The sequence below is a fragment of the Tardiphaga sp. GW821-FHT12E02 genome (genome assembly GCF_058807155.1).
In genome coordinates, this window is record NZ_JBXAQK010000001.1 from 1,657,746 (window position 1) to 1,683,166 (window position 25,421).

Genomic DNA, 25,421 nt, shown 5'->3' on the forward strand with positions numbered 1-25,421 from the left:
AATGTCGCATCCGGATACCTATGCAGGCTTCGCTCGTCACGCCAGACACTGCTGCCACCACCCGCGCCTGCGGAACCTGCACCATGTGCTGCAAGGTCTACCGCATCGACGAGGTGCCGAAAGTGGCCGGCAAGTGGTGCCAGCACTGCGCCATCGGCTCCGGCTGCAAGATCTACGACACCCGCCCGCAGCAATGCCGCGCCTTCGATTGCGTCTGGGTGCAGGATCATGAGATGGCCGAGGCCTGGAAGCCCGAGCATTCCAAGATCGTGTTCTCGGTCTATCCGACCACCGGCTTCATCTATGGCCAGGTCGATCCCGGCGCGCCCTCGGCCTGGCAGAAGCAGCCGATGCTGAACGGCCTGATCGCCTGGTCGGCCAGGCTGCTGGAGGAGCGGCGGCATCTCCTGATCTTCGTCGGTAGCAATGCCACGCTGATCATGCCGACAGGCCCGGTCCCGATCGGGCCGATGTCGCCGGCGGATGGTTTCATCATCCGTGAGACCTTTACGGCCAAGGGGAAAGATTACATCGCGACGCGGGTGGCGAGCGGGAAATCGTAGGATGGGTTGAGCGCAGGCGCGAAGCGCCGGAGCGAAAACCCATCGGCGGAGTTTGCCGCGACGACGGAACGATGGGTTTTCGCTGCGCTCAACCCATCCTACGTCTGCGCTTGACCGCTCGACCTCCATCCCCACAATGCCCTCCAACCACAAGGAGGAACATCCGTGACAAATCCATTCGACCTTACCGGCAAGGTGGCCGTCATCACCGGCTCCAGCCGCGGCATCGGTCGCGCCTCGGCGGAATTGCTGGCCCAGCTCGGCGCCAAGGTCGTCGTTTCCAGCCGCAAGGCCGATGCCTGCGAAGAGGTCGCCGAAGGCATCCGCAAGAATGGCGGCGATGCCCATGTCATCGCTTGCAATATCGCGCGCAAAAACGAGGTCGAGGCGCTGATCGACGGCACCGTCAAGCATTACGGCCCCATCGACATCCTGGTCTGCAATGCCGCGGTGAATCCCTATTACGGTCCGCTGCTCGATATCAGTGACGAAGCCTTCGACAAGATCATGGGCTCGAATGTGAAGAGCAATATCTGGCTCTGCGCCAAGGCGATCCCGGCCATGGCCGAACGCGGCAAGGGTTCGGTGGTGATCATCTCGTCGATCGGCGGCCTGCGCGGCTCCACGGTGATCGGCGCCTACGGCATTTCCAAAGCCGCGGATTTTGCGCTGTGTCGCAGCCTGGCCGGCGAATGGGGGCCGAAAGGCGTGCGCGTCAATTGCATCGCGCCGGGCCTGGTGAAGACCGATTTTGCCAAGGCATTGTGGGAAGACGAGGTCAATCTGAAGAAGCGCACCGCCAACACGCCGCTGCGCCGCATCGGCGAGCCGCATGAGATCGCAGGTGCCGTGGCCTATCTCAGCTCGGACGTCTCCACCTTCACCACCGGCCAGACCATCGTCATCGACGGCGGCGTGACCACGGCATCGGTGTAATCTCCGTCGTCATTGCGAGGAGCGAAGCGACGAAGCAATCCAGTTCTTTTTCGCTTGGTTTTCTGGATTGCTTCGCTGCGCTCGCAATGACGAAGGAGGAAATCTCCCGAAACCAAATTCCCGCGGTACCTCCTCACCACCCGCCGCAATCCTTTCCCGATTTTTAAGATTTCAGGTGCACGGATGTCGCAGGCGGAGAGGTCCCGTGCGGCAGACGGATATCGCGATCATTGGTGGGGGCCTGGCGGGCTCGACCGCGGCAGCGATGCTCGGCCGCGCCGGCGTGTCCGCGATTCTGATCGAGCCGCATCGCCTGCATCCGCCCGAACTGCGCTGCGAGAAGATCGGCGGCCAGCCGCAGATCGATCGTCTGTCGAAGACCGGCCTGCTTGATGCCGTGTTCAACGCCGCAACTCACGATCATGAAATCTGGCTCGCCCGCTTCGGCCGCGTCATCGACAAGCGGCCGAGCCAGCAGCACGGCTTCCTCTATGAGACGCTGGTCAACACCGTGCGCGGCGAGATCTCGTCTTCGGTGGAGACGATTTATGCAAAAGCCGTTTCGATCCGCACCTCCGATGATCGGCAGACCATCGGCCTGTCCACCGGCGAAGATATTTCCGCGCGTCTCGTGGTGCTGGCCAATGGCGCCAGCGTCGGCCTGCGCGATCAGTTGAAGATCGGCCGCCCGGTCATCTCGGCGTGCCACTCGATCTCGGTCGGCTTCGACATCGCGCCAAAAGATCGAGACACATTCGAATTCCCCGCGCTGACTTATTTCGCCGAAGCCACCCGCCATCGCACCGCCTATCTCACGCTGTTTCCCATTGGCGCGACCATGCGCGGCAATCTGTTCGTCTATCGCGAGGCGAATGATCCCTGGGTGCGCGCGATGCGCCGCACGCCGGAAGCGGCGCTGGATGAGTGCCTGCCGAAACTGCGTGCGCTGATCGGCGACTACACGATTTCGGGCGACGTCAAAATTCGTCCGATCGATCTCTATGAGAGCGACAATGTGGTGCAGCCCGGCATCGTTCTCGTCGGCGATGCCTTCGCCTCGCCATGCCCCGGCAGCGGCTGCGGCACCGACAAGGTGTTCACCGATGTCGTGCAGCTCTGCAATGTACATATTCCGAACTGGCTGGCGTCTCCGGGCATGGGTGCCGACAAGATCGCGCAATATTACAGCGACCCGCTGAAGCTTGACTGCGATGCCTGGGCGAAGAAAAAGGCGTTTACGTTGCGCGCGGTGACGCTGGAGAATTCGCTGTATTGGCGCATGCAGCGCTGGATCCGCTTCTTCGGCCGTCTCGGCGAAGGCATCGTCCGCCGCGCCCGCGAGACATTGCCGGGCGAACTGGCATTGGTGGGCTGTGCGCTGGTGGTGATGTCAGTGCCGGCGATGTGAATTCCGTTGTCGTCACCCGGCTTGACCGGGTGATCCAGTAAACACCGAGCGGTCCGAGTATACTGGATCGCCCGGTCAAGCCGGGCGACGACAGTTGGAAGCTCATAGCACCGGCTTGACCTTCTCCCCCCGATCCGGTTGCCTGCACGCATAAGCAACCACCCGGGAAGAAACCTCCATGTCATTCGTGATGGCCATCGATCAGGGCACCACATCGTCGCGCGCGATGATTTTTGCCGCGGACCTCTCGATCGCGGCCATCGCGCAGCAGGAATTCCCGCAGCATTTCCCGGCCTCCGGCTGGGTCGAGCACGAGCCCGAGGATATCTGGTCGTCGACGCTCTCGGTCTGCCGCGAGGCCATGGCAAAAGCCAAGGTCAGCGCCAGGGACATCGCCGCCATCGGCATCACCAATCAGCGCGAGACAGTGGTGGTCTGGGACCGCGTTACCGGCCATGCCGTGCATCGCGCCATCGTCTGGCAGGATCGCCGCACCGCGGAGATCTGCGCACAGATGAAGGCGGACGGACGGGAGCCCTTCATCACCGAGCGCACCGGCCTGATCATCGATCCGTATTTCTCCGGCACCAAAGTCGCATGGATTCTCGATCACGTCCCCGGCGCGCGCGCCCGCGCCGAACGCGGTGAGCTGATGTTCGGCACGGTGGATTGCTATCTGCTGTGGCGCCTCACCGGCGGCAAGGTTCACGCCACCGACGCCACCAACGCGTCGCGTACGCTGCTGTTCAACATCCATACCGGCGAATGGGATGACGAGCTCCTAAAGCTGCTCCGCGTGCCGCGTGCGATGCTGCCGAAGGTGCAGGACTCGTCATCCGATTTCGGCAGCACCGATCTGTTCGGTGGCAATATCATGATTGGCGGCATTGCCGGCGATCAGCAGGCGGCGACGATCGGGCAGGCCTGTTTTGCGCCGGGCATGATCAAGTCCACTTATGGCACCGGCTGTTTCGCGCTGCTCAACACCGGCACCACGCCGGTGGTGTCGAAGCACAAGCTGCTCACCACCGTGGCCTATCAGCTGGGGGGCGTCCGCACTTATGCGCTGGAAGGCTCGATCTTCGTCGCCGGCTCCGCGGTACAGTGGCTGCGCGATGGCCTCGGCATCATCAAGAGCGCCTCCGAAAGCGGCCCGCTCGCCGACAGGAATGACTCGTCGCAATCGGTCTATCTGGTGCCGGCCTTTGTCGGCCTGGGGGCACCCTACTGGAATCCCGATGTGCGCGGCGCGCTGTTCGGCCTCACGCGCAACACCGGCCCGGCAGAGCTCGCGCATGCTGCGCTCGAAAGCGTCTGCTATCAAACCCGCGATCTCTATGCGGCCATGCGCGCCGACTGGCCCGATGTCAGCACGGCCAATGTCGTGCTGCGCGTCGATGGCGGCATGACGGCCTCGGACTGGACCATGCAACGGCTCGCCGACTTGCTCGATGCGCCCGTGGATCGTCCGATGATCCAGGAGACGACCGCGCTGGGTGCTGCCTATCTCGCCGGGCTCAAGGCGGGCGTGTTCCCCGAGCCGGCCAAATTCGCCGACAACTGGCGCCTGGAGCGTCGCTTCAAGCCGGCCATGAGCGAAGCGACAAGGACGCGAAAGCTAAAGGGGTGGGCGCAAGCGGTGAGAGGCGTGTTGGCCAGCGATCCCGGGCAGGGGTGACTTGGTTTCCCTCCCCCAAGCGGCGCAGCCGCGCAGCGGGGAGGGTGGCGCGTAGCGCCGGGTGGGGTCTCTCCCCGCGTGACGTCAGAGTTTGTGGAAGCACCCCACCCGTCTCGAAGCTCGCTGGACGCTCGCTTCGATCCACCCTCCCCGCTGCGCCGCTTCGCGGCTTGGGGGAGGGAAAGAAAGCGAGCTATCTCTCTGTCGTTCCTTTTTTGTTCTTGACAAAATTCCTCACCCCTTCATACTCCCGCTCGTCTTTTTCGTGAGGGGGCGCTTCATAAGGCGTCTTGGAGCGGAAGGAGATGCGGCGCCTGCGGGTGAAGGTGGACGTAACCTTCGCACTCGGGTGGTCGGGGGTAACCGTCCGACCCCACTACGGGGGTCTGCCGCTATAGCGCGGCTGGACGTGGTGCGGGCGAAGGCAGGGAAACCTGTCGGATGGCTTCAATGGAAGCGCCCAGTACCCGGAAGAACGGTCCTTCGGCCAATAGAACGTCGCGGTGGCGCGCCGTAAGGCGTTGCGCGGCTTGGGCTTGCTGGCGACCCAGCTTGCACGGGCAGCGATCAGTCCACCCTTCGCGCCTTACGGCGTGCCGCCTCCCCTCATGTTGCGAGGGGAGAAATGCTCACACCTCGGACGCCCCCAGGGCGCCGCGAGATCGCGTATTCGTGCGTCACCACAAGGGGACAGATGCCTCAGGCTCCCGCGCTTCTATTTCGTTCGCTCAGGCCCGCGGCTATCAAGGCCACATGACCGTGTCCTCGATTCGCGCACCCGTTCGCATCATCGGCATCGATCCCGGCCTGCGCCGCACCGGCTGGGGCGTCATCGAATCCGAAGGCAACCGGCTGGTCTATATCGCCTGCGGATCGGTCGAGCCGCCGGAGAGCGCGCCATTGGCCATCCGCCTGCTCGGCATCCATGAAGGCCTCACCAAGGTGCTGCACGAATTTCAGCCGACGGAAGCCGCCGTCGAGCAGACCTTCGTCAACAAGGACGGTGCGGCGACGCTGAAGCTCGGCCAGGCGCGCGGTATTGCCATGATGTCGCCGGCGATGTTCGGCATCGATGTCGCCGAATATATGCCGAACCTCGTCAAGAAAACGGTGGTCGGCGCCGGCCATGCCGACAAGAACCAGATCCAGGTGATGCTGAAAATCCTGCTGCCCAAGGCCGAATTCAAACGCGCGGACGCGGCCGATGCGCTGGCCATCGCCATCACGCATGCGCATCACCGCACCAGCGCGATGCTGCGCAAGGCGGTGGGCGCATGATCGGCAAGCTCAAGGGCCTCATCGATTCCTATGGCGAGGACTATGTGATCCTCGACGTGCAGGGCGTCGGCTATCAGGTGCATTGCTCCGCGCGCACGCTGCAGGCTTTGCCGCAGGCCGGCGAAGCCGCTGTGCTCTCGATCGAGACCTATGTCCGTGAAGATCAAATAAAACTGTTCGGCTTCCGCTCCGACATGGAGCGTGAATGGTTTCGCCTGCTGCAGACCGTGCAGGGCGTTGGCGCCCGTGTGGCACTTGCCGTGCTCTCGACACTGCCGCCGGCCGAACTCGCCAATGCCATCGCGCTGCGCGACAAGGCTGCGATCGCGCGCACGCCAGGCGTCGGCCCGAAAGTGGCCGAGCGCATCGTCTCGGAATTGAAGGACAAGGCACCAGCCTTCGCCTCCGTCGATCGTGTCGTCGCCCAGCTCGCAGGCGCCGTCGCCGATGACAACGCGCCACGCGCGGTCAGCGATGCGATTTCCGCGCTCGTCAATCTCGGTTATGGCCAGCCACAGGCGGCAGCTGCTGTTGCAAGCGCGTCGCGCAGTGCAGGTGAGGGCGCCGAAACGGCGATGCTCATTCGCCTCGGGTTGAAGGAGCTGGCGAAGTGACCACGCCTCCTGATCGCCTTATCAGTTCCGAGCGCCGCTCCGATGATGTCGGCGACACCGCGCTGCGTCCGCAGGCGCTGTCCGATTTTGTCGGTCAGGCGCAGGCGCGCGCCAATCTGCAGATCTTTATCGACGCCGCCCGCAAGCGCGGCGAGGCGCTGGATCATACATTGTTCGTCGGTCCGCCCGGCCTCGGCAAGACCACGCTGGCCCAGATCGTCGCGCGCGAACTCGGCGTCGGTTTTCGCGCGACGTCAGGACCGGTGATCGCGAAGGCCGGCGATCTTGCCGCGCTCCTCACCAATCTCGAAGAACGCGACGTGCTGTTCATCGACGAGATCCATCGCCTCAGCCCGAATGTCGAGGAGGTGCTCTATCCCGCGATGGAGGACTTTCAGCTCGACCTCATCATCGGTGAAGGCCCGGCGGCACGCTCGGTGAAGATCGAGCTGGCGAAATTCACGCTGGTCGGCGCCACCACGCGCGCGGGCCTGCTCACCAATCCGCTGCGCGATCGTTTCGGCATTCCGCTGCGGCTGAACTTCTACACCATCGACGAACTCGAAAAGATCGTCACCCGCGGCGCCCGTGTCTTGCAGATCGGCATGACGCCCGAAGGCGCCAACGAAATCGCCCGCCGCGCCCGCGGCACGCCGCGTATCGCTGGCCGCTTGCTCCGCCGCGTCCGCGATTTCGCTTCCGCTGCCGATGCGGCCGCCATCGATCGCAAGATCGCCGATCATGCGCTCAGCGCGCTCGAAGTCGACAGCGCCGGCCTCGACGCGATGGACCGCCGCTATCTCACCACCATCGCCATGAACTATGGCGGCGGCCCGGTCGGCGTCGAAACCATGGCGGCAGCCTTGTCCGAGCCGCGCGATGCCATTGAGGACATCATCGAGCCCTATCTGATCCAGTGCGGCTATCTCCAGCGCACCCCGCGCGGCAGATTGCTGACATCGCATGCGTTCAAGCATCTGGGACTGGCGGAGCCGAAACGGGACATGGGACAGGCGGGGCTGTTTGGCGGCGAGGACGAGTAAGTGATGTGGAAGCCACCTGCAATCTATGTTAGTCTCTGCTCGTCCAAGGGATGATGCAGATGAAAACGACAGTCGCGATCGATGACGAGTTGTTTGCGAAGGCCCGTGAATTCACTGGCTTGGAGGAAGAGGCTGCCGTTATCCAGGAAGCGCTGCGGTCCTATGTCCGGATAGAAGCTGGGCGGCGTCTCGCCAAGCTCGGTGGCACGATGCCCGACGCATGGGCCGCACCCCGCCGCCGTCCGCCTTATTGATGTCACATGCTCATTCTGGCGGATACATCGATTTGGGTCGATCATATCCGTAAGGAAGATCCCTGGTTCGGTGAATTGCTCGGGGACGGTAGCGTTGCTATTCATCCTTTTATAATTGGTGAGTTGGCGCTTGGGCATGTGTCCGATTTTGACAATCTCATGAGTGATCTGCGAGACCTGCCGCAGGCACCCGTCGCAAGTTCTGAAGAGGTCCTGCAATTGATAAAACACGGTAATCTGTCGGGCTCGGGCATAGGCTATGTTGATGCTCATCTGCTCGCGTCGGTCGCGAAGATGTCCGAAACCAGGCTTCTGACGCGCGACAGGCGTTTGCACGATGCTGCGATGCGGCTCTCAATTGCAGTTGAACGGTAAGCGATGTTGCCTCCCGTGACTCATCTCGACGGCGCCATCGCCGATGGCGTTCACCGCATGCAGGTGCGGGTCTATTACGAAGACACCGATTTCTCCGGCATTGTCTATCACGCCAATTATCTGCGCTTCATGGAGCGCGGGCGGACCAATTATCTGCGACTGCTCGGCGCCGACCAGCATGCGTTGTTCGCCGAAGCCGAGAGCGAAGCGCCGGGCTTTGCCTTCGTCGTCCGCGCAATGCAGCTCGATTTTCTCAAGCCATCCAAGATGGACGACCTGCTCGACGTGCTGACGCGTCCGCTCGATGTGAAGGGCGCCTCTATCACGCTGCATCAGGAAGTGCGCCGTGGCGAAGACCTGCTGCTCGAAGCCAAGGTGAAGGTCGCTTTCGTTTCCGGCGGTCGCGCGCGGCCGATCCCGAAGGCGCTGCGCATCGCCATGAAGGCTGATCAGGTTTAGTGATCGGCCGATAGACGAAACGCCATCGACTCTTCGTCATTCCGGACTACACTTCAGTAAAAAATCGAACCTGAGGTGCCCGATGTCTCGCCCGCCATTCCCGCCCTTCACCCGCGAAACCGCCGCCCAGAAGGCCCGCATGGCCGAGGATGGCTGGAATTCGCGTGACCCGGTGAAGGTCTCGCTGGCCTATACCGAGGACTCGGTCTGGCGCAACCGCGGCGAGTTCTTCCAGGGGCGCCCCGCGATCGTCGAATTCCTCACCCGCAAATGGGCGAAAGAACACGAATATCGCCTGATCAAGGATCTCTGGGCCTTCAGCGACAACCGTATCGCCGTGCGTTTCCAGTACGAATGGCACGACGACGCCGGCGCCTGGCATCGCTCTTACGGCAACGAGCAGTGGGAATTCGACGAAGCCGGCCTGATGCGCCGCCGCGAGGCGAGTATCAATGACACCGTGATTACCGAGAAGGATCGCCGCTTCCTGTGGCCGGCGCCGGGCCCGCGTCCCGCGGATGTCCCCGGCCTCGGCACCGATCCGTTCTGATCAAATCTCGCTGTCGATCACGAATTCGACACGTTCGGCCACGAAGCGCGAATGCGTGAAATGCAGCGGCGTGCCGTCGGCATCCACATCGAGGGAATCGACAACAAGGATCGGCCGCCCCAGCGCGACGCCGAGCCGCGTCGCATCGGTGGCGTCGATGATGCCTGCCGTGACGCGGGTCGAGGCGCGGCGATAGTCCTTGATATCGTAATGCGCCAGCGCCTTGGTCATCGATCGCACGCGCTCATAGACCTTGCCGAAATCGGGAAACCGCTCGGCCGAGAGCCAGTTGGTGCCGACGCAGATCGGCGTCTTGTCGGCGAGACGCAGCGCCTCGAGGCGGATCAGCGGTGCGCCGGTCTTGAGGCCAAGCTGCCGCGCCAGTTCGCGCGTCGCCACATCGTCCCAGGCGCCTATCAACTGGCCAGCCGGTTCGCGGCCGCCGGCGCGCGCGTTCTCCGAGAAGCGGGTGCGCGAGCGCAGGGGATAAGCGAGCTTCGGCGCCTCCACATACGTGCCGCTGCCACGCTCGGCGCGCACCATGCCGCGCTCGGCCAAGGTCGCCAGCGCGCGACGCACCGTGTGGCGATTGACGCGGTAGGTATCGGCCAGCTCGGTTTCGCCGGGCAGTTTTTCGCCGGCGGTAAAGCGTCCGTCGGCAATCCCGCGCTCGATCCCGTCGGCCACATGTCGCCATAGAGCCACGCCGGTCGGCTTGTCTTGAATGGTCACAAATCAGTCCCTGAATGTCCGTCGCAACAGGGATACCCAAAAATCATGTCACTGTCACGAAACGGTCATTGCCTCCTCCTATAAAGTTGTCTAGTAAATCATACAACTTGTCGAGCGGCGGTGACATGATGCAGGCCCCTTCAAACGATCTACAGGCGCGGCGCCAGGAAGCGATGGGCGTGCTCGGGCACTGCCCGACGGCCGACATCGCCCGGCATTTCGACGATATCGCCGTGCCCGATCACGAACAGTTGCGCGCGCCGGAAAATGGCCTCGTGATGCTGCGCGGCCGGATCGGTGGCGATGGCGCGCCGTTCAATCTGGGCGAGGCGACGGTGTCGCGTGCCGCGGTGCGGCTCAGCTCTGGCGAGGTCGGCTTCGGCTACACGCTCGGTCGCGACGGCGCCAAGGCGCAGCTGATCGCGCTGTGCGATGCGCTGATCCAGACATCGCAATTTTCCGAAACGATCGAAGCGAAAGTCCTGACGCCGCTGCGTGCGCGCGTTGCGGCGGAGCGCAAGCGCAAGGCTGCGGAAACGGCGGCCACCAAAGTCGATTTCTACACGCTCGTGCGCGGGGAGGGATGATCATGACGACGATTGCAGAAATGCCGGCCGGCTTTGCCGACAAGGTGATCGCGGCGCAATCCACGTTCCGTACCGTGATGGACGCGATGGCGCGTCCGGGCAGCGTGCAGCTCATTCGTGCCGTGTCCGGCGTGCCGGCGCCGATGATGCGCGGCGCTGCAGCCATCGCCCTGACGCTGTTCGATCAGGATACGCCGGTGTGGCTCGATGAGAAGCTCGCGGCATCGGAAGATGTCGCCAAATGGATCAAGTTTCACACCAGCGCGCCGGTGATCTCAGACGCGGCGGCGTCCAGTTTCGCTGTGATCGCTGATCCCATCAAGCTTCCTGAATTCGATCGCTTTGCGCTCGGCACGCCCGAATATCCCGATCGCTCCACAACGATCGTGCTGCAGATCGCAAGCCTCAGCGAGGGTCCGGCCTATGAGTTGAGCGGTCCTGGCATCGATGGCGTGACGATCCTGCGTGCAGCCATCGGCGTGCCGGATATCATCGATCGGTTGGCCGAGAATGCGCGGCGGTTTCCGCGCGGCATCGATCTGTTGCTGGTGTCCGGCGAATCCATCGTGGCATTGCCGCGTACCACGCGCCTTGTCGCGCGGGAGGGCTGAGCATGTATGTCGCCGTCAAGGGTGGCGAACGCGCCATCGAGAATGCCCATCGATTGCTGGCGCATGAGCGTCGCGGCGATCGCGCTGTGCCGGAAGTGTCATTGGACCAGATCTCCAACCAGCTCGGGCTCGCCGTCGATCGCGTGATGACCGAAGGGTCGCTCTATGATCGCGAGCTTGCGTCGCTCGCTATCAAGCAGGCGCGCGGCGATATGATCGAGGCGATCTTCCTGCTGCGCGCCTTCCGCGCCACGCTGCCGCGCTTCGGTTCGAGCGAGCCGATCGATACCGCGAAGATGCAGGTTCGTCGTCGCGTGTCCTCGACCTTCAAGGACATGCCAGGCGGTCAGGTGCTTGGGCCGACTTTTGATTACACGCATCGCTTGCTCGATCCATCCTTGATGGGTGAGGGATCGCCGGAGCAGCCGAATGTCGTCGCCGACGCCGAACCAGGTATCATGCCGCGCGTCATCGATATTCTCGGTCGCGACGGTCTGATCGAGCGCTCGCCAGCGGAAAATCCTGAACAGCCCGTCGGCGATCTCACGCGCGATGCGCTGAACTTCCCGGCGGACCGCGATCTGCGTCTGCAGAATCTCGCGCGCGGCGACGAAGGCTATCTGCTCGCACTAGGCTATTCGACCCAGCGCGGCTATGGCCGCAGCCATCCCTTCGCCGGCGAAATCCGTCTGGGCGAGGTCGAAGTCGAATTCGCCGCCGAGGATGTCGGTTTTGCCGTGCCGTTGGGCTCGATCACCCTGACGGAGTGTCAGATGGTCAACCAGTTCAAGGGGAGTGAGACCGAAGCGCCTTGCTTCACGCGTGGCTATGGCCTGGCGTTCGGGCAATCCGAGCGAAAGGTGATGTCGATGGCGCTGGTCGATCGGGCGCTGCGTGCGCGCGAGCTCGGTGAGGACATCAAGGCGCCGGCGCAGGACGAGGAATTCGTGCTGTCGCATTCCGACAATGTGCAGTCGACCGGTTTCGTCGAACATCTCAAGCTGCCGCATTACGTGGACTTCCAGTCCGAGCTCGGCCTGCTGCGAAAGCTGCGCAAGGAGTTCGCTGACGCCAATGACGTGCCGACGCCCATGCAGGAGGCCGCGGAATGAACGCGCCGACATACAATTTCGCCTATCTCGACGAGCAGACCAAGCGGATGATCCGCCGCGCCATTCTGAAAGCGATTGCGATCCCTGGGTATCAAGTGCCATTTGCGTCACGCGAAATGCCGATGCCTTATGGCTGGGGCACCGGCGGCGTGCAGGTGACGGCATCGATCCTCGGGCCCAATGACCAGCTCAAGGTGATCGACCAGGGCTCAGACGACACAACGAATGCGATCTCGATCCGCAAATTCTTCGAGAAGACAGCAGGCGTCGCTGTGACGACGAACACGCTGGACGCAACCGTGATCCAGACCCGTCATCGCATTCCCGAAGCCAAGCTCGGCGAACATCAGGTGCTGGTCTATCAGGTGCCAATCCCGGAGCCGCTGCGCTTCCTGGAGCCGCGCGAAACCGAGACGCGGCGCATGCATGCGCTGGCCGAATACGGCCTGATTCATGTGAAGCTCTACGAGGACATCGCGCGCTTCGGCCATATCGCCACGTCCTATGCCTATCCGGTGAAGGTCAACGCGCGCTATGTGATGGATCCATCGCCGACGCCGAAATTCGACAATCCGAAGATGGATAATTGCCCGGCGCTGCAGCTGTTTGGTGCCGGCCGCGAGAAGCGCATCTATGCGATCCCGCCTTACACCAAGGTGGTGTCGCTGGATTTCGAGGACCATCCGTTCGAGCCCTATAAGCACAAGGCCTGCTGTGCGCTGTGCAACGCGGAAGATTCGTATCTCGACGAGATCGTCACCGATGACAAGGGCAGCCGCATGTTCGTCTGCTCGGATACTGATTATTGCGAGACACGGCAGGCGCAGGGCCATCGTGGCAGCGAGAACGCCTCGCCTTTCGCGGAGAGCCGTCATGCTTGATCGCACCACGACACTGCAGGACGACATGCCGATCCTGATCGCCGAGGGACTCGGCAAGACCTATGGCAAGCTGCAAGCCTGCCGCGATGTCTCGTTCAAGCTCTATCCGGGCGAAGTGCTTGCCATTGTCGGCGAAAGCGGCTCGGGCAAATCGACATTGCTGCAGCTGCTGTCGGCGCAGCTCGCGCCGAACACGGGCCGCGTGTCCTATCGCATGCGCGACGGCATCACGCGCGATCTCGCCACCATGGGCGAGGCCGAGCGACGTCTGCTATTCCGCACCGATTGGGGCTTTGTGCATCAGGATCCCGCGATGGGTCTGCGCATGGCAGTGTCCGCCGGCGCCAATGTCGGCGAGCGGCTGATGGCCGTCGGCCACAATCACTATGGCAAGATCCGCGCAACCGCGACGACCTGGCTGGAGCGTGTCGAGATTTCGGCCGAGCGTATCGACGATGCGCCGCGCACTTACTCCGGCGGCATGCGCCAGCGCCTGCAGATCGCCCGCAATCTCGTCACCGAACCGCGCCTCGTCTTCATGGACGAACCGACCGGCGGTCTCGATGTCTCCGTACAGGCGCGCCTCCTCGACATGATGCGCTCATTGGTCGGCGAACTCGGTCTGTCGGCCATCGTGGTGACCCATGACCTCGCTGTGGCGCGCCTGCTGTCGCATCGGGTGATGGTGATGCAGGGCGGCCGTGTCATCGAGACGGGTCTCACCGACCAGGTGCTCGACGATCCCCGCGAGCCCTATACGCAATTGCTCGTTTCTTCGATCCTGCCGGCGTGAGGACACCATGACTGCGATGATCGAACTTCGGAATGCCGAAAAGACCTTTGTGATGCATCTGCAAGGCGGCATTCATCTGCCGGTGATGCATGGCGTCACCTTCGACGTGAATGCCGGCGAGTGCGTCGTGCTGTCCGGCCCGTCGGGGGCGGGCAAGTCGTCGATCCTGAAAATGATCTTTGGCAATTATCGCTGCGATGGCGGCACCATCATTGTGCGTCATCTCGGCACATCGGTGGATGTCGCCAGCGCCGAGCCACGCCAGATCCTCAGCGTTCGCCGCGACACGATCGGTTATGTCAGCCAGTTCCTGCGCGCAGTTCCGCGCGTGGCGGCGATCGACGTCGTGGCCGAGCCGCTGCTCAACGCCGGCGTCGGCCGCGAGGAAGCGCGCGTGCGCGCCGGAGCGCTGCTGAAGCGGCTGAATATCGGTGAACGCCTGTGGCGGTTGCCGCCCTCGACCTTCTCCGGCGGCGAGCAGCAACGCGTCAATATCGCGCGCGGCTTCATCTCGGATCTGCCGATCCTGCTGCTGGACGAGCCGACCGCCTCGCTGGATGCGGCCAATCGCGCCGTGGTGGTGGATCTCGTCGCCGAGAAAAAACGTGCGGGTGTGGCCATGGTGGCCATTGTCCATGACGACGAAGTGCGGCATCTGATCGCCGACCGGTTGATCGACGTCACGTCCTTTGCCGCCGCTGCCTGAGAGGGAGACCATGAGCGCTTCATCGACTGAAACCGTCATCGGCAACGCCAAGATCATTCTGGCCGACCGCGTCATCGACAAAGGCTGGATCGCCTTCGCGAATGGCCGCGTTGCCGAATTTGGCGAGGGCGATGCGCCACGCGGTGCGGAGGACGCGCGCGGCGATCTGGTGATGCCGGGTCTGGTCGAACTGCACACCGACCATCTCGAGGCGCATTTCATGCCGCGCCCGAAGGTGTTCTGGGATCCGATCTCGGCCGTGGTGTCCTATGATGGCCAGCTCGCCACATCGGGCATCACCACGGTGCTCGACTCCGTGCGCGTCGGCTGCGAGGACGCCAGCCAGGGCATCGACAGCTATGCCGAACTGCTGGTCGATTCCATCGCCAATGCCGGCAAGGCCGATCTCTTGCGCGTCGAGCACTTCCTGCATCTGCGTTGCGAAATTCCGATGCCATCGGTCGTGGACGAAGCCAAGGCACTCCTCGGCAAGACCGAAGTGCGGCTGATGTCCTTGATGGATCACACGCCCGGCCAGCGCCAGTTCCGCGACGAGGAGAAGCTGCGCACCTATTATCGCGGCAAGGGCGGCAAGAATGACGCCGAGCTCGATATCCTGTTCGCCAATCGCCTCGCCTGCCAGCAGCAATATGCCGCCGGCAATATGCGCGCGATCGTGGCATTGGCCCATGCCAACAACATCCCGCTAGCGAGCCACGACGACACCACCCATGACAACGTGACCGAAGCCGTCGGCGACAAGGTCTCGGTGGCCGAATTCCCCACCACGCTGGAAGCGGCTGAAGGCCTGCACAAGGCCGGCATCGGCATCCTGATGGGCGCGCCGAATGTGGTCCGCAACGGCTCGCATTCCGGCAATATCGCCGCCATCGATCTCGCCCGCGAAGGCATGCTCGACATCCTGTCGTCGGACTATGTGCCGTCGAGCCTCCTGATGGGCGCGCTGCAGCTGGCGACAAAAGTGCCGACGATCGATCTTGCCAGCGCCGTCCGCACGGTGACCAAGCGTCCGGCGGAAGCCGTCGGCCTGATGGATCGCGGTGAGATCGCCGTCGGCAAGCGCGCCGATGTGATCCGCGTCCATGTCGCCCATGATGTGCCGGTGGTGCGCAGCGTGTGGCGGGAAGGGCAGCGCGTGGCATGACCGACCTTGCAGCGATGTCCGAGACTGACGCCAGGATCGGGCCCGGCCGGCTCGTGCTGGTCGTCGGTCCATCGGGGGCCGGCAAGGATACGCTGCTAGGTCTGGCGCAGGCCGGATTGGCTGACGACGACGATGTCGTCTTTGTCCGCCGCGTGGTGACGCGCGAGGCGTCCGCCCACGAAAATAATGTCCAAGTCACGCCTGAGGCATTCCGCGCCGCCAGGGAAGATGGCGCCTTTGCCATCGACTGGGACGCGCATGGATTGAGCTATGCGCTGCCGCGGTCGATCGACGACGAGATCCGCGCCGGTCGCAACGTGGTTGCCAATATCTCGCGCACGGTCATTCCGGCCCTGCGAGCAGCCTATGCGGATGTGGTCGTGGTCTCGATTACAGCGCCGCCTGAGGTTCTCGCAGCACGCCTGGCCGCGCGTGGCCGCGCCAGTGATGGACCGCTCAGTGATCGGCTCAAGCGCAGCGTCGAGACATCGGGTGCGGACGTGACGATCAGCAATGTCGGTGCGGCGGATGCGCATGCGGCCGAATTGATAGAGACGATCAAGGGCCGTAGGGCGGATGAGCCAAAGGCGTAATCCGCCGGCCGAGCGTATGGGACAAAGAACGGCGGATGACGGTTGGCTCATCCGCCCTGCGAAGGGGAAAACGGCCATGGCGGTGATCGACAGCATCGAGCAACTGGAAGCCATCTATGGCCGTTTCGATGCCATTGGCGAAGCCTCCACGGCCAAGGTCGGCGATCGCGTCACGGCGCAGTATCGCCGGCTGATCGAGGTGTCGCCTTTCGCGGCACTGGCGACATCCGGCCCGGAAGGGCTCGATTGCTCGCCGCGGGGCGATCTGCCGGGCTTCGTCCGCATCCATGACGACAAGACCCTGATGATGCCGGATCGCCGCGGCAATAATCGCGTCGATAGCCTCCGCAATATCGTGCGCGATCCGCGTGTGGCGCTGCTGTTCCTGATTCCTGGCTCCGGCACGACATTGCGCATCAACGGCACGGCGCATCTGTCCGACGATCCCGCGTTGCTGGAGTCCTTTGCCGTCACCGAGAAGGCGCCGCGGACGGTGATCGTGATGGCGGTCGGAGAAATCTATTTCCAATGCGCCCGCGCCATCGTCCGCTCCGATCTGTGGAATCCGGACAAGCGCGTCGATCCGAAAACCCTGCCGACGCCCGGCGAGATCCTGGCGGAAATGAGCGAGAGCCGCGTCGGCGGCGTCGAATATGACCGCGCCTGGCCCGAGCGGGCGCGTCAGACCATGTGGTAACCGCGGCTTATGAGGGTATTCGCGATGACCGGACGTTCGCGAATCCCTCAGCCCCTTTATTCATAGGAAATGGGCTTGCGCGATCCCCGAATCCCTGCCGTATAAGTCGAATCGGGGCCTGTGCGCCAAAAAACATCATTTTTTAAGGGAAAAACGGCGGCCGAGCCGATTGGAAGCCTGTTTTTTTCGGCGATTCCGCTAGTGTCTGTTCACCGAATCACTCCTGCAAACGCAAAGGTGCAACATGGCAGAACAACTGACGAAGTCGCAGCTCATCGAGAAGATCGCTGAGACCACCGAACTCACCAAGAAGGACGTCAAGGGCGTTCTCGAGAACCTCGCCGTCATCGGCTACAAAGAGCTGAAGAAGAACGGCGTGTTCCTCGTTCCGGGCTTCGCCAAGTTCGTCGTCGTCAAGAAGCCGGCCACCAAGGCTCGCAAGGGCACCAACCCGTTCACCGGTGAAGCCATGACCTTCAAGGCCAAGCCGGCCCGCAAGATCGTTCGCGCGCGCCCGGTCAAGGCTGCGAAGGACGCGGTCTAAGAATTTTTGGGACGGCCGTTCGGTCGTCCCGCTCTGATTTGCGCTCGGCGCGGCATTGCTCAGGCAATGTCGCGCCGATTGCGTTTGAGGCTAAGGGCCGCGCTAGGCTCGAAAGATCGTGATGCCGAGCACCAGCAGCAGGATGCAGATCACGAGGAAGATATAGAACAGGATCTTGGCGACGTCGGCCGTTGCGGCGGAGATGCCGGTGAAGCCGAACACGCCGGCGACGATCGAGACCAGAAAGAAAATCAGCGCCCATTTCAGCAGGGTCATGGCATGGCTCCGGATTGAATCAAATCGGGAACGCCAGCCTCCGGCGGTTGGTTCCATCGCCCATGGTCGGCGGCGATCGGTATGATCGAACGCGATGCGAGCAATGCGGTTCGATACTCGCGTATAAGTGTACCAATTAGGGTCATAAACGCGGAACGGTTGTATTTTAAACGAGGCCTTAACCAAGACATCCCTAATGAAGAATGAGCGACCGTTGCTGCAGCTTCCGCATGCGGGCCGCTACATAAGGGCTTGGAATGCGTATGGTGGCCGTTCAGGATTGGACCTGTGAAGTGGGTGTCGCGAACCAGCCGCGCGCTCGATCGACGCCCAGCGACATCGTGTGACACGCCATGTTCATCCGACGCCCCGCAAACGCATCACCATCCACTGACCTCGCAGCGAATGAAAATCCGCTGCAGAAAGTCTGGCGCCATCGCCAGATTTTTGGCGCGGTATTTTGTGGCATCATGATCATCACGGTGATCGCGCTCCTGGTCGTGCCGGTGCGCTATTCCGCGTCGGGCTCTGTCATCGTTGCCGAGCAGGAGCCCAGCAACGCCAATGCCTCCGCGGCATGGGCTGCCAAGATCGGCGATCCCGCGGATGTCGAAAGCCAACTGCTGATCGTGAAGTCGCCGCGCCTGATGCGCATGGCGCTGGATGCGCCCGGCGTTCGTGAGGCAGCGATCCAGGATTGCTTTGCGCGCAGCAGCATCGGCTCCAGCTGCGAGAAGGCGAAAGAAGACACCGGCGTGCTGGTCGATTACATCGCCGGCAACTATTCCATTGGCGGCACAGGCCGCTCGCGCGTCATCAGCATTTCCTACAGCTCGCCCATCGCCGACGTCGCGCAGAAGATGGCCAATGCGCTCACCAATGCGTTTCTTGACGATCAGCGCGTGACCGGCGCCAACAGCAAGGAAATCGCAGCATCCTATCTGTGGAAGGAAGCCAAGCAACTCGATGCCGAATTGCGCGATGCCGATGCCAAGATCCAAGCCTTCCGCCGCAACAAGGGCCTCGCCCGCGGCCAGCAGGCGCCGATCTGGTCGGAGCGCCTGACCAGCATCAGCCAGCAGCTTGCCAATGCCGAGAATGCCCGTGCCGAAGCGGCAGCGCGCCTGCAGGAAATCAAGAGCAACCAGGCCCGTGCCATCGACTCGCCGGCGGTGCAGTCGAACCGGACTGTCTCCGATCTCAAGCAGCAGATGATGGTGGTCACGGCACAACTCGCGAGCCAGTCGAATTCGCTCGGCCCGCGTCATCCGTCGATCCGGGCGCTCGAGCAGGAGCAGGGCGCGATTCGTGACCGCCTCAATGCGGAAGTCGCAAGCATCGTTGCGAGTGCGCAGAAGACGCTCGACTCCAGCGATACGCTGGTGAAGTCGCTGACCAAGCAGATGGACGCCGCCAAGGCCGAAGTCGGTTCGGCCACGTCGGATGAAGCCACCATCGAAAGCCTGGCGCGCAATACCGAGATCAAGCGCACGCAATATGCGGACCTCTATCGCCGCGCCAGCGAGCTCGAAACCGAGCGCCGCGTGTTGATCGGCAGCACGCGCCTCGTCAGCCTGGCCGAGCTGCCGGCCAAACCGTTCTTCCCGAAGAAGATTCCGTTCATTGCCGCAGGTGCGACGCTCGCATTGCTGCTAGCGAGCTTCGCGGCCTTCTTCGGCGACAATATGCGCCTCGATGCCTTGTCGCGACCGGCACGTCCAGCACCGAGCAAGCCGCAGGACAAGCCGGTTGCTGCTGCTGCACCTGTTTCCGCTCCCCCTGTTGCTACGGCCGCTGTGCCTGTTGCTGCGCCGCCTGTCGTGCCGCCAATGCCAATCACTGAGCCGATAGCGCAGCCCGCGCCTGTTCTCGCCGGCTCGTCGTCCGAACTTTCCGTGGTCACCGGCGCGCCGATTCTCGCGCGGCTGCCGGCGGTGAAGCGCGAAGCGTCGGAATCGACGATCGGTGCGATCCTGTCCGCGCAATCGGGCGCGGCGCTGGCGCGCAGCCTGCCGATCGCGCGTGATGATCGTCACTATCAGGATGCGTTGCGCGATCTCTCTGCCAATCTGCTCGCGCCCGGCAATAGCAAGCCGCGCAAGACCATCCTCGTGGCATCGCCATCCACTGCCGAAGGCAAGACGTTCCTGACGCTCTCGCTCGCGCAGCATCTCGCAGCTGCCGGCCGCAATGTGCTGGTGATCGAATGCGATCTTGGCGCACCGAAGCTCGAGACGGCGCTGGGCCTGCGCAGCAGCCTCGGCCTGCAGGGCATCCTGCGTGGCGAGATCACGCCGCGCGAGAGCGTGGTCAGCACCGGCGTGCCGAACCTCGATGCAATTCCGGCGGGCCCGGTTCCGGCTTCGGCGGAGCTGCTGCGCAAGCCGCTCGCTGACGTGCTGCAATGGGCGCAGATCTATGACGTGGTCCTCGTCGATGCGCCGTCGCCAGGCATCCAGACCGATATCGGTTTGCTGGCCAAGCAGGTCGATGGCGTGCTGCTCTGCATGCGCTCCGGCCGTTCGTCGATCGGCCAGGCGGTCGCGACCTCCAGCGCCATTCGTGTTGCCGGTGGCGAGCTGATGGGGATTGCCATCACCATGGTTCCGGATGCCGGTGCGACACGCACAGCCTCCGCTTCGAGTGATGCCTATGCCGGAGCGACGTGATGTCTGCGTCGCCGCGCGTTCTGTTTGTCTGTCATACAGGTTCGATCTCCGGCGCCGAGCTGGTGCTGCTTGATCTGGTCAAGCCATGGCCCGGACAATCGGCTTTGCTGTTCGAGGATGGACCGCTGCATGGTGCGCTCGCAGCTTGCGGATTGAATGTCGCGATCTCGCGTTGGGGCAGCGGCCTCAATGATGTCCGGCGCGACAGTTCGTTCATCAAGGTGCTTCCCGTCATCGGCGCGATGTATGGCATCACCGCGGAACTCGCACGCTTCGCGCGCAGGCATGACGTGGTCTATGCCAATTCACAGAAAGCGTTCGTGCTCGCGGCGATTGCCGCAAAGCTCGTGCGCCGGCCGTTGATCTGGCATCTCCACGACATCATCTCGTCCGCGCATTTCGGCAAGATGCAGCGGCGCGTGCAGGTTCTGCTGGCCAATCATTGCACGACCAGGGTTGTCGTCCCGTCAAAAGCTGCGGCCGATGCATTCATCGCCGAGGGTGGCCGTCGGGATCTCGTTGCCATCGTGCCGAACGGGCTCGACATCGCGCCCGAGACGCAATCGCCTGCCCAGATCCGCCACGAATTGGGCCTGCCGCAAGGCCCGCTTGTTGGTGTCTTCAGCCGCCTCGCCGAATGGAAAGGGCAGCACGTTGTGCTGCAGGCACTAGCGAAGACACCGGGTGTCAGCTGCATCATCGCCGGCTCGGCGCTGTTCGGCGAGGAAGCCTATGAGCAGCGGTTGCAACAGATGGTGAGAGACCTGGGTCTCACGGATCGCGTCCATTTTCTCGGTCAGCGCAGCGACGTGCCGCGCTTGATGCGCGCTGTCGATGCGGTGATCCATCCATCCATCGATCCCGAGCCGTTCGGCCGCACACTGGTCGAAGCAATGCTTGCCGACGTGCCGGTGATTGCCACCGATGCGGGTGCAGCAGCGGATATTCTCGAAGGCGGCAAGGCTGGCACGCTTGTGCCGCCGGGCGACGCCGATGCGCTGGCGCAGGCAATGGCTACGATCATGGCCCGATCCCCTGAACTGCGTGCGCAGATCGACTATGCCGCGACGCGTGCGCGTACACATTATGGGGTTACGCAGATGCTCGATGCGACTGCGCGCCTGATCCATCAGGCGGCCGGAGACAGAGCGTGACGGGGCGCCGCGTGAGCGCGTGGTGCGCGTTGTGAATGCGCCGCGGCAATCCTCGGGGCGTTTCGTCGCCAATCTGATCACCGGTGCACTGGCCAGCAAACTGCTCGGCTTCGCCCGCGAAATCGTAATGGCGACTGTGCTCGGCGCCACGCTGGTGGCCGACGGGTTTCGCGGCGCGATCACGGCCGTCATGCTGCCGATTTCCTTTCTGCAGAACGAGACCGTGCCGGCCGTGATGATCCCGATGCATCGTGATGCCCTGAAGGGCGACGATGCACCGCGCAAGCTCGCCGCGCTCGCTGTTGCGGCCACCAGCATCGCAATGATTCTGATGTTGGGGCTGCAAGCCCTCGGCGAAGTCGCAGTGCGTGCGATCGTTGGCGGGTTTTCGGCGGACGGGCGCAGCCTGACGCTCGATTTCATGCGCATCATGGCGCTCGGCATGCCGGGATCGGTGCTGGTCAATGTATTGGCGTCGGGCGAAATTGCCTTGGGGCGTACGCGGCTGACGAATATTCGCGCCAGTACACTCAACATCGCCGTGTTGCTCGGGGTTGCCTTGATCGCCGTGACCGGAAATTTCCGCACGCTGGCCTGGTCGTTCACGCTGGCTTTCGATGGCCTTGCGATCTGGGGGCTGTTCTCACTCGGCCGCGATGGCGTGATCAGCTTTCGCGGATTGTCGCTTGGTGATGTGACAGCATCGGCGCGCGAGTTCTTCGTTCGTCTGCGTCCACTGCTCGCCATTCCGATGGCCGAACAGGCCAATATCTGGGTCGAACGGATTCTGGCATCCCGCGTCGGCACGGGCGCTGTGGCATCGCTCGATTATGCCCGCACCCTGACCGAAAGCGCGTTGCTGCTGATCAGCCAGCCTGTCGGCCTTGCGGTGCTGGCCAATGAGAAGCCGAAGGAACTCGGTGAGCAGATCGAGGGTATCGCGCGGCCGATCCTCGCACTGTCGGTTCCAGCATCGGCGTTCCTGTTCATGTTTGCGCCCGATATCGTGCGGCTCATCTTCTTCCGCGGCGCTTTCAATGAGCACGCTCTGATCCTGACGAGTCAGGCTCTGCAGGGCATTTCCTGCGGTCTTTGGGCGGCGACCCTCGGCTGGATCCTGATCCGCATCATCAACGGAGCCGGTCGGAACTTCGTCGCCGCGGTCATCATTGTCACCGCCTATCTGGTTAATGTCGGAGTTAACCTTCTCACCTCTTATCTGCCGCATGTGCTGGACTCCGGGACGTTGCTACTTGGACTAGGTGAGGCCGCTCGTGGTATCATCCTGCTTGCAGGCGTCATGATGGTTCTGAAGTCGCGCAAGAGACTCCTGTTCTGGCTGTTCCTCGCGAGCATTCCGGCAATCCTGATGCTGCTGGCAGGCTGGCAGATCCACGAATGGCTCTCGGGAACCTGGCAGCGGCTGTTCGCCGGAGGTGCTGCTTTTGTCGCCTGTATCGCGCTGTCCTTCGCGATGCTGCTGCCGGGTATCTATGTTGCGGCATTCGCGCGCTTGCGAAGCCGGTTCTGATTTGAGCATGTCGCGTTTCTGTGCCGGGGTGGCTGGGGAATTTCGATGAAGCGATTACTGTCCGGCGCCGCCAGACGGATGGCTCGGTCCGAAGCGCTGGTCCGTCCGATCAGCATGCTGGCGGATCTGTTCGCGAGCCAGCGCGGCTGCCTGATGACATTTCATCGTGGTGCGCCCGCCGCGCTGTGGGAGCGCCTTCCCAATCGCGATTTCTATCTCGATACGACCTTTCTCGATCAGTTCCTGAGCTATCTTAAAAAGAACGCCTGGGATGTCGTGACCATGGAAGAGGCGACGCGCCGCGCCAGGAATGGACACGGGCGCTTCGTGAATTTCTCCATCGATGACTGCTATCGTGACAGCTACGAGGAAATCGTCCCACTGTTCCGGCGCCACAATGTACCGGTGACGTTGTTTGTTACCACCGGCATCCCAGACGGAACGCTGTCTCTCTGGGCCGCAGGCCTTGAAGACGCACTGCTCAACAATGATAAGATCACCCTTGAAGATGGTGTCATCGCGGTGCCGGACTTCGCTGCCAAACGGGCGGCGTTCTATCGGATCGCCGATAGCTGGGACGGGCCGCAGGCGGCAGACCATTACACGACGTTCTGCCGGCTGAATGGGATCGATATGGAAGCGATGCACTGGAAGCAAGCGATCAACTGGGAGATGCTCGCGGAGTTGCGCGACGATCCGCTGGTCGAGATCGGCGGGCATACGGTCAATCACTCCCGCATATCGTCACTGTCCCCCGAACGCGCGGCGTTGGAATTGCGGGGCTGCCGTGATCGGCTGATCGAGCAGCTCGGCATTCCGGCCCGCCACTTTGCATTCCCTTACGGCCGTGCGGGTGACTGCGGTCCGCGTGATTTCGCGATCGCGCGCGATGCCGGCTATGCGAGCGCATCGACGACACGCAAAGGGCTGGTGTTGCACAAGCAGGATCCGTATTCGCTGCCACGCTGCACCATCAATGGTGCAGACCGCAGTGTGGCCACCATGGAACTGCATCTCTCCGGCATGACCGGAATCGCTGCGCGGATGACCGGACGTGTCTAGCCGCGCGCGCCTGAAGATTCTGTCGATCGCGCATCCTGCCGTCAGCCGGGATGCGGGACGGTTGCGCTACTATCCTCTCGGCCGTCGCGACGACCTCGATGTGCATCTCGTCGTTCCGGCGGTCTGGCATCAATTCGGTCGCGATATCGTTGCCGACCCCTCCGATGATCCTGGCATCACCGTGCATGTGATGCCAATCCGGCTGCCGAAGGCTGGACCGATGAGCTGGTATCTGCATTTCTATCCCGGCCTGCGAAAGCTCATTCGCGAGCTCGATCCGGATGTCATTCATCTGTGGGAAGAGCCGTGGAGCGTCGTTGCCATGCAGGCGCGCCTGTTGAAGGGACGCGCGGCCATGGTGATGGAAGTCGATCAGAACATCTTGAAGCGATTGCCGCCGCCGTTCGAATTCATTCGCAAGCAGGTGCTCGTCAACACCGATCATGTGCTGTCGCGCAGCCCGGATGCGACGGCGGTGGTGCGCGCACGCAGCTATGAGGGGCCGGTCTCGTCGATCGGCTATGGTGTCGATCTCGCCAATTTCCGGCCGGACGTCGCGCCATTGTTGCCGCCGGTCGAGCGGCCGGCATTCCGGATCGGCTATGTCGGACGCCTGGTTGTGGAAAAGGGGCTGGATGACGCGCTGGACGCCATGGCGCGCGCGAAGGCACCGGTCACGCTCGCACTGATGGGCGAAGGGCCACAGGAAGATGCGCTGCGCAAGCGCGTGGCCGAACTCGGCCTGACTGATCGCGTCAGCTTTCGCGGATGGGGCAAGCCGGCAGAGGTCGCAGGCTTTTTGCGCAGCCTCGATGCCTTGATCCTGCTGACGCGTACGACTGGAGCAGTGAAGGAACAATTCGGACGCGTCATCACCGAGGCGCAGGCCTGCGGTGTGCCGGTGATCGGATCGACCGGCGGTGCGATACCCGATGTGACCGGTGAAGGCGGCTGGATCGTGCCGGAAGGCGATCCGCCCGCACTTGCGGCGTTGATTGATCGCATCGCGGTCGATCCTGCCGAGCTACAGAAGCGCGGTGCGGCGGCGCTGACGAATGTCGTAGATCGCTTCACTTATGAAGCAGTCGCCAAGGATCTCGCAAATGCCTGTTTCGCTGCCGATGCGCGGCGACGCGGACGCTGATCCGTC

At 63.0% G+C, this 25,421-nt stretch carries 28 protein-coding genes; 26 read left to right on the forward strand and 2 right to left on the reverse strand.

The genetic code is table 11. The features are described from left to right. Positions 1 to 20: 20 nt before the first annotated feature. The 11 genes from AC1RQ5_RS07800 (at position 21) to AC1RQ5_RS07850 (ending at position 9,158) form a co-directional block, all read left to right on the forward strand. Positions 21 to 563, forward strand: a complete 543-nt coding sequence (locus AC1RQ5_RS07800) for a YkgJ family cysteine cluster protein (protein ID WP_398481980.1) — start codon at positions 21 to 23, stop codon at positions 561 to 563. Between the two features lie 165 nt (positions 564 to 728). After that, positions 729 to 1,499 (forward strand): SDR family NAD(P)-dependent oxidoreductase, encoded by a 771-nt coding sequence (locus tag AC1RQ5_RS07805; RefSeq protein WP_493198055.1) that lies wholly within the window; start codon positions 729 to 731, stop codon positions 1,497 to 1,499. Positions 1,500 to 1,704: 205 nt separating this feature from the next. Beyond that, positions 1,705 to 2,907 carry an FAD-dependent monooxygenase gene (locus tag AC1RQ5_RS07810; RefSeq protein ID WP_493198057.1) on the forward strand — a complete coding sequence of 401 codons (1,203 nt, stop codon included), beginning with the start codon at positions 1,705 to 1,707 and terminating at the stop codon, positions 2,905 to 2,907. Positions 2,908 to 3,085: 178 nt separating this feature from the next. After that, positions 3,086 to 4,585, forward strand: coding sequence for a glycerol kinase GlpK (gene glpK / locus AC1RQ5_RS07815; protein ID WP_493198059.1), 1,500 nt, complete (start codon positions 3,086 to 3,088; stop codon positions 4,583 to 4,585). Positions 4,586 to 5,338: 753 nt separating this feature from the next. Next, a complete protein-coding gene (ruvC, locus tag AC1RQ5_RS07820) occupies positions 5,339 to 5,863 on the forward strand; it encodes a crossover junction endodeoxyribonuclease RuvC (RefSeq protein WP_493198061.1) in 525 nt (174 codons plus the stop codon). Continuing rightward, on the forward strand, positions 5,860 to 6,477 hold the full coding sequence (gene ruvA, locus AC1RQ5_RS07825) for a Holliday junction branch migration protein RuvA (RefSeq protein WP_493198062.1): 618 nt from the start codon (positions 5,860 to 5,862) through the stop codon (positions 6,475 to 6,477). Before ruvC ends, ruvA begins: the two co-directional genes overlap by 4 nt. Next, on the forward strand, positions 6,474 to 7,520 hold the full coding sequence (ruvB, locus tag AC1RQ5_RS07830) for a Holliday junction branch migration DNA helicase RuvB (RefSeq protein WP_493198064.1): 1,047 nt from the start codon (positions 6,474 to 6,476) through the stop codon (positions 7,518 to 7,520). The genes ruvA and ruvB overlap by 4 nt, the downstream gene beginning before the upstream one ends. 59 nt (positions 7,521 to 7,579) lie before the next feature. Beyond that, complete coding sequence (locus AC1RQ5_RS07835) at positions 7,580 to 7,774, forward strand: type II toxin-antitoxin system VapB family antitoxin (RefSeq protein WP_493198066.1); 195 nt, start codon at positions 7,580 to 7,582, stop codon at positions 7,772 to 7,774. A gap of 6 nt (positions 7,775 to 7,780) precedes the next feature. After that, the gene (locus AC1RQ5_RS07840) at positions 7,781 to 8,149 is read left to right on the forward strand and encodes a type II toxin-antitoxin system VapC family toxin (protein WP_493198067.1); all 369 of its coding nucleotides are present in this window, start codon (positions 7,781 to 7,783) and stop codon (positions 8,147 to 8,149) included. Positions 8,150 to 8,152: 3 nt separating this feature from the next. Next, the gene (gene ybgC / locus AC1RQ5_RS07845) at positions 8,153 to 8,608 is read left to right on the forward strand and encodes a tol-pal system-associated acyl-CoA thioesterase (RefSeq protein WP_493198068.1); all 456 of its coding nucleotides are present in this window, start codon (positions 8,153 to 8,155) and stop codon (positions 8,606 to 8,608) included. A gap of 82 nt (positions 8,609 to 8,690) precedes the next feature. Next, positions 8,691 to 9,158, forward strand: coding sequence for a nuclear transport factor 2 family protein (locus AC1RQ5_RS07850; protein ID WP_493198069.1), 468 nt, complete (start codon positions 8,691 to 8,693; stop codon positions 9,156 to 9,158). Here the strand turns inward: AC1RQ5_RS07850 and phnF are convergent, their stop codons facing one another. Then, a complete protein-coding gene (phnF, locus tag AC1RQ5_RS07855; RefSeq protein ID WP_493198071.1) occupies positions 9,159 to 9,890 on the reverse strand; it encodes a phosphonate metabolism transcriptional regulator PhnF in 732 nt (243 codons plus the stop codon). A 125-nt stretch (positions 9,891 to 10,015) separates the two neighbouring features. Here phnF and phnG point away from each other — a divergent pair, with 125 nt between their 5' ends. From phnG to AC1RQ5_RS07905, 10 genes are all read left to right on the forward strand, one after another. Continuing rightward, the gene (gene phnG / locus AC1RQ5_RS07860) at positions 10,016 to 10,477 is read left to right on the forward strand and encodes a phosphonate C-P lyase system protein PhnG (RefSeq protein ID WP_398480151.1); all 462 of its coding nucleotides are present in this window, start codon (positions 10,016 to 10,018) and stop codon (positions 10,475 to 10,477) included. Between the two features lie 2 nt (positions 10,478 to 10,479). Further along, entirely contained in the window at positions 10,480 to 11,088 is a 609-nt protein-coding gene (gene phnH, locus AC1RQ5_RS07865) for a phosphonate C-P lyase system protein PhnH (protein ID WP_493198073.1), read from the forward strand. A 2-nt stretch (positions 11,089 to 11,090) separates the two neighbouring features. Further along, positions 11,091 to 12,200 carry a carbon-phosphorus lyase complex subunit gene (locus AC1RQ5_RS07870; RefSeq protein ID WP_493198075.1) on the forward strand — a complete coding sequence of 370 codons (1,110 nt, stop codon included), beginning with the start codon at positions 11,091 to 11,093 and terminating at the stop codon, positions 12,198 to 12,200. After that, a complete protein-coding gene (locus AC1RQ5_RS07875) occupies positions 12,197 to 13,081 on the forward strand; it encodes an alpha-D-ribose 1-methylphosphonate 5-phosphate C-P-lyase PhnJ (RefSeq protein ID WP_398480157.1) in 885 nt (294 codons plus the stop codon). The genes AC1RQ5_RS07870 and AC1RQ5_RS07875 overlap by 4 nt, the downstream gene beginning before the upstream one ends. Next, positions 13,074 to 13,874: a phosphonate C-P lyase system protein PhnK gene (phnK, locus tag AC1RQ5_RS07880; protein ID WP_493198077.1), complete on the forward strand. Its 801-nt coding sequence runs from the start codon at positions 13,074 to 13,076 to the stop codon at positions 13,872 to 13,874. Before AC1RQ5_RS07875 ends, phnK begins: the two co-directional genes overlap by 8 nt. Before the next feature lie 7 nt (positions 13,875 to 13,881). Then, positions 13,882 to 14,580: a phosphonate C-P lyase system protein PhnL gene (gene phnL / locus AC1RQ5_RS07885; RefSeq protein WP_493198079.1), complete on the forward strand. Its 699-nt coding sequence runs from the start codon at positions 13,882 to 13,884 to the stop codon at positions 14,578 to 14,580. Between the two features lie 10 nt (positions 14,581 to 14,590). Beyond that, positions 14,591 to 15,745: an alpha-D-ribose 1-methylphosphonate 5-triphosphate diphosphatase gene (locus AC1RQ5_RS07890; RefSeq protein ID WP_493198081.1), complete on the forward strand. Its 1,155-nt coding sequence runs from the start codon at positions 14,591 to 14,593 to the stop codon at positions 15,743 to 15,745. Further along, positions 15,742 to 16,338: a phosphonate metabolism protein/1,5-bisphosphokinase (PRPP-forming) PhnN gene (gene phnN / locus AC1RQ5_RS07895; RefSeq protein WP_493198083.1), complete on the forward strand. Its 597-nt coding sequence runs from the start codon at positions 15,742 to 15,744 to the stop codon at positions 16,336 to 16,338. The genes AC1RQ5_RS07890 and phnN overlap by 4 nt, the downstream gene beginning before the upstream one ends. 76 nt (positions 16,339 to 16,414) lie before the next feature. Beyond that, entirely contained in the window at positions 16,415 to 17,035 is a 621-nt protein-coding gene (locus AC1RQ5_RS07900) for a pyridoxamine 5'-phosphate oxidase family protein (RefSeq protein WP_398480168.1), read from the forward strand. A gap of 244 nt (positions 17,036 to 17,279) precedes the next feature. Next, positions 17,280 to 17,579 (forward strand): HU family DNA-binding protein, encoded by a 300-nt coding sequence (locus AC1RQ5_RS07905; RefSeq protein WP_398480170.1) that lies wholly within the window; start codon positions 17,280 to 17,282, stop codon positions 17,577 to 17,579. A gap of 102 nt (positions 17,580 to 17,681) precedes the next feature. On the opposite strand, the gene AC1RQ5_RS07910 is transcribed toward AC1RQ5_RS07905, so the two are convergent. Further along, complete coding sequence (locus tag AC1RQ5_RS07910; RefSeq protein WP_398465249.1) at positions 17,682 to 17,855, reverse strand: DUF1328 domain-containing protein; 174 nt, start codon at positions 17,853 to 17,855, stop codon at positions 17,682 to 17,684. Positions 17,856 to 18,208: 353 nt separating this feature from the next. On the opposite strand from AC1RQ5_RS07910, the gene AC1RQ5_RS07915 reads away from it, so the two are divergent. Genes AC1RQ5_RS07915 through AC1RQ5_RS07935 form a run of 5 tightly spaced genes read left to right on the forward strand, consistent with a single transcriptional unit; the run spans position 18,209 to position 25,415 of the window. Beyond that, positions 18,209 to 20,524, forward strand: a complete 2,316-nt coding sequence (locus tag AC1RQ5_RS07915) for a polysaccharide biosynthesis tyrosine autokinase (protein WP_493198084.1) — start codon at positions 18,209 to 18,211, stop codon at positions 20,522 to 20,524. Next, positions 20,524 to 21,678 carry a glycosyltransferase gene (locus AC1RQ5_RS07920; protein ID WP_493198086.1) on the forward strand — a complete coding sequence of 385 codons (1,155 nt, stop codon included), beginning with the start codon at positions 20,524 to 20,526 and terminating at the stop codon, positions 21,676 to 21,678. Before AC1RQ5_RS07915 ends, AC1RQ5_RS07920 begins: the two co-directional genes overlap by 1 nt. 22 nt (positions 21,679 to 21,700) lie before the next feature. Next, the gene (locus tag AC1RQ5_RS07925) at positions 21,701 to 23,209 is read left to right on the forward strand and encodes a lipid II flippase MurJ (RefSeq protein WP_493198087.1); all 1,509 of its coding nucleotides are present in this window, start codon (positions 21,701 to 21,703) and stop codon (positions 23,207 to 23,209) included. 45 nt (positions 23,210 to 23,254) lie between these two features. Beyond that, the gene (locus AC1RQ5_RS07930) at positions 23,255 to 24,271 is read left to right on the forward strand and encodes a polysaccharide deacetylase family protein (protein WP_493198089.1); all 1,017 of its coding nucleotides are present in this window, start codon (positions 23,255 to 23,257) and stop codon (positions 24,269 to 24,271) included. Next, positions 24,264 to 25,415 carry a glycosyltransferase gene (locus tag AC1RQ5_RS07935; protein WP_493198091.1) on the forward strand — a complete coding sequence of 384 codons (1,152 nt, stop codon included), beginning with the start codon at positions 24,264 to 24,266 and terminating at the stop codon, positions 25,413 to 25,415. Before AC1RQ5_RS07930 ends, AC1RQ5_RS07935 begins: the two co-directional genes overlap by 8 nt. The last annotated feature ends 6 nt before the right edge of the window (positions 25,416 to 25,421 follow it).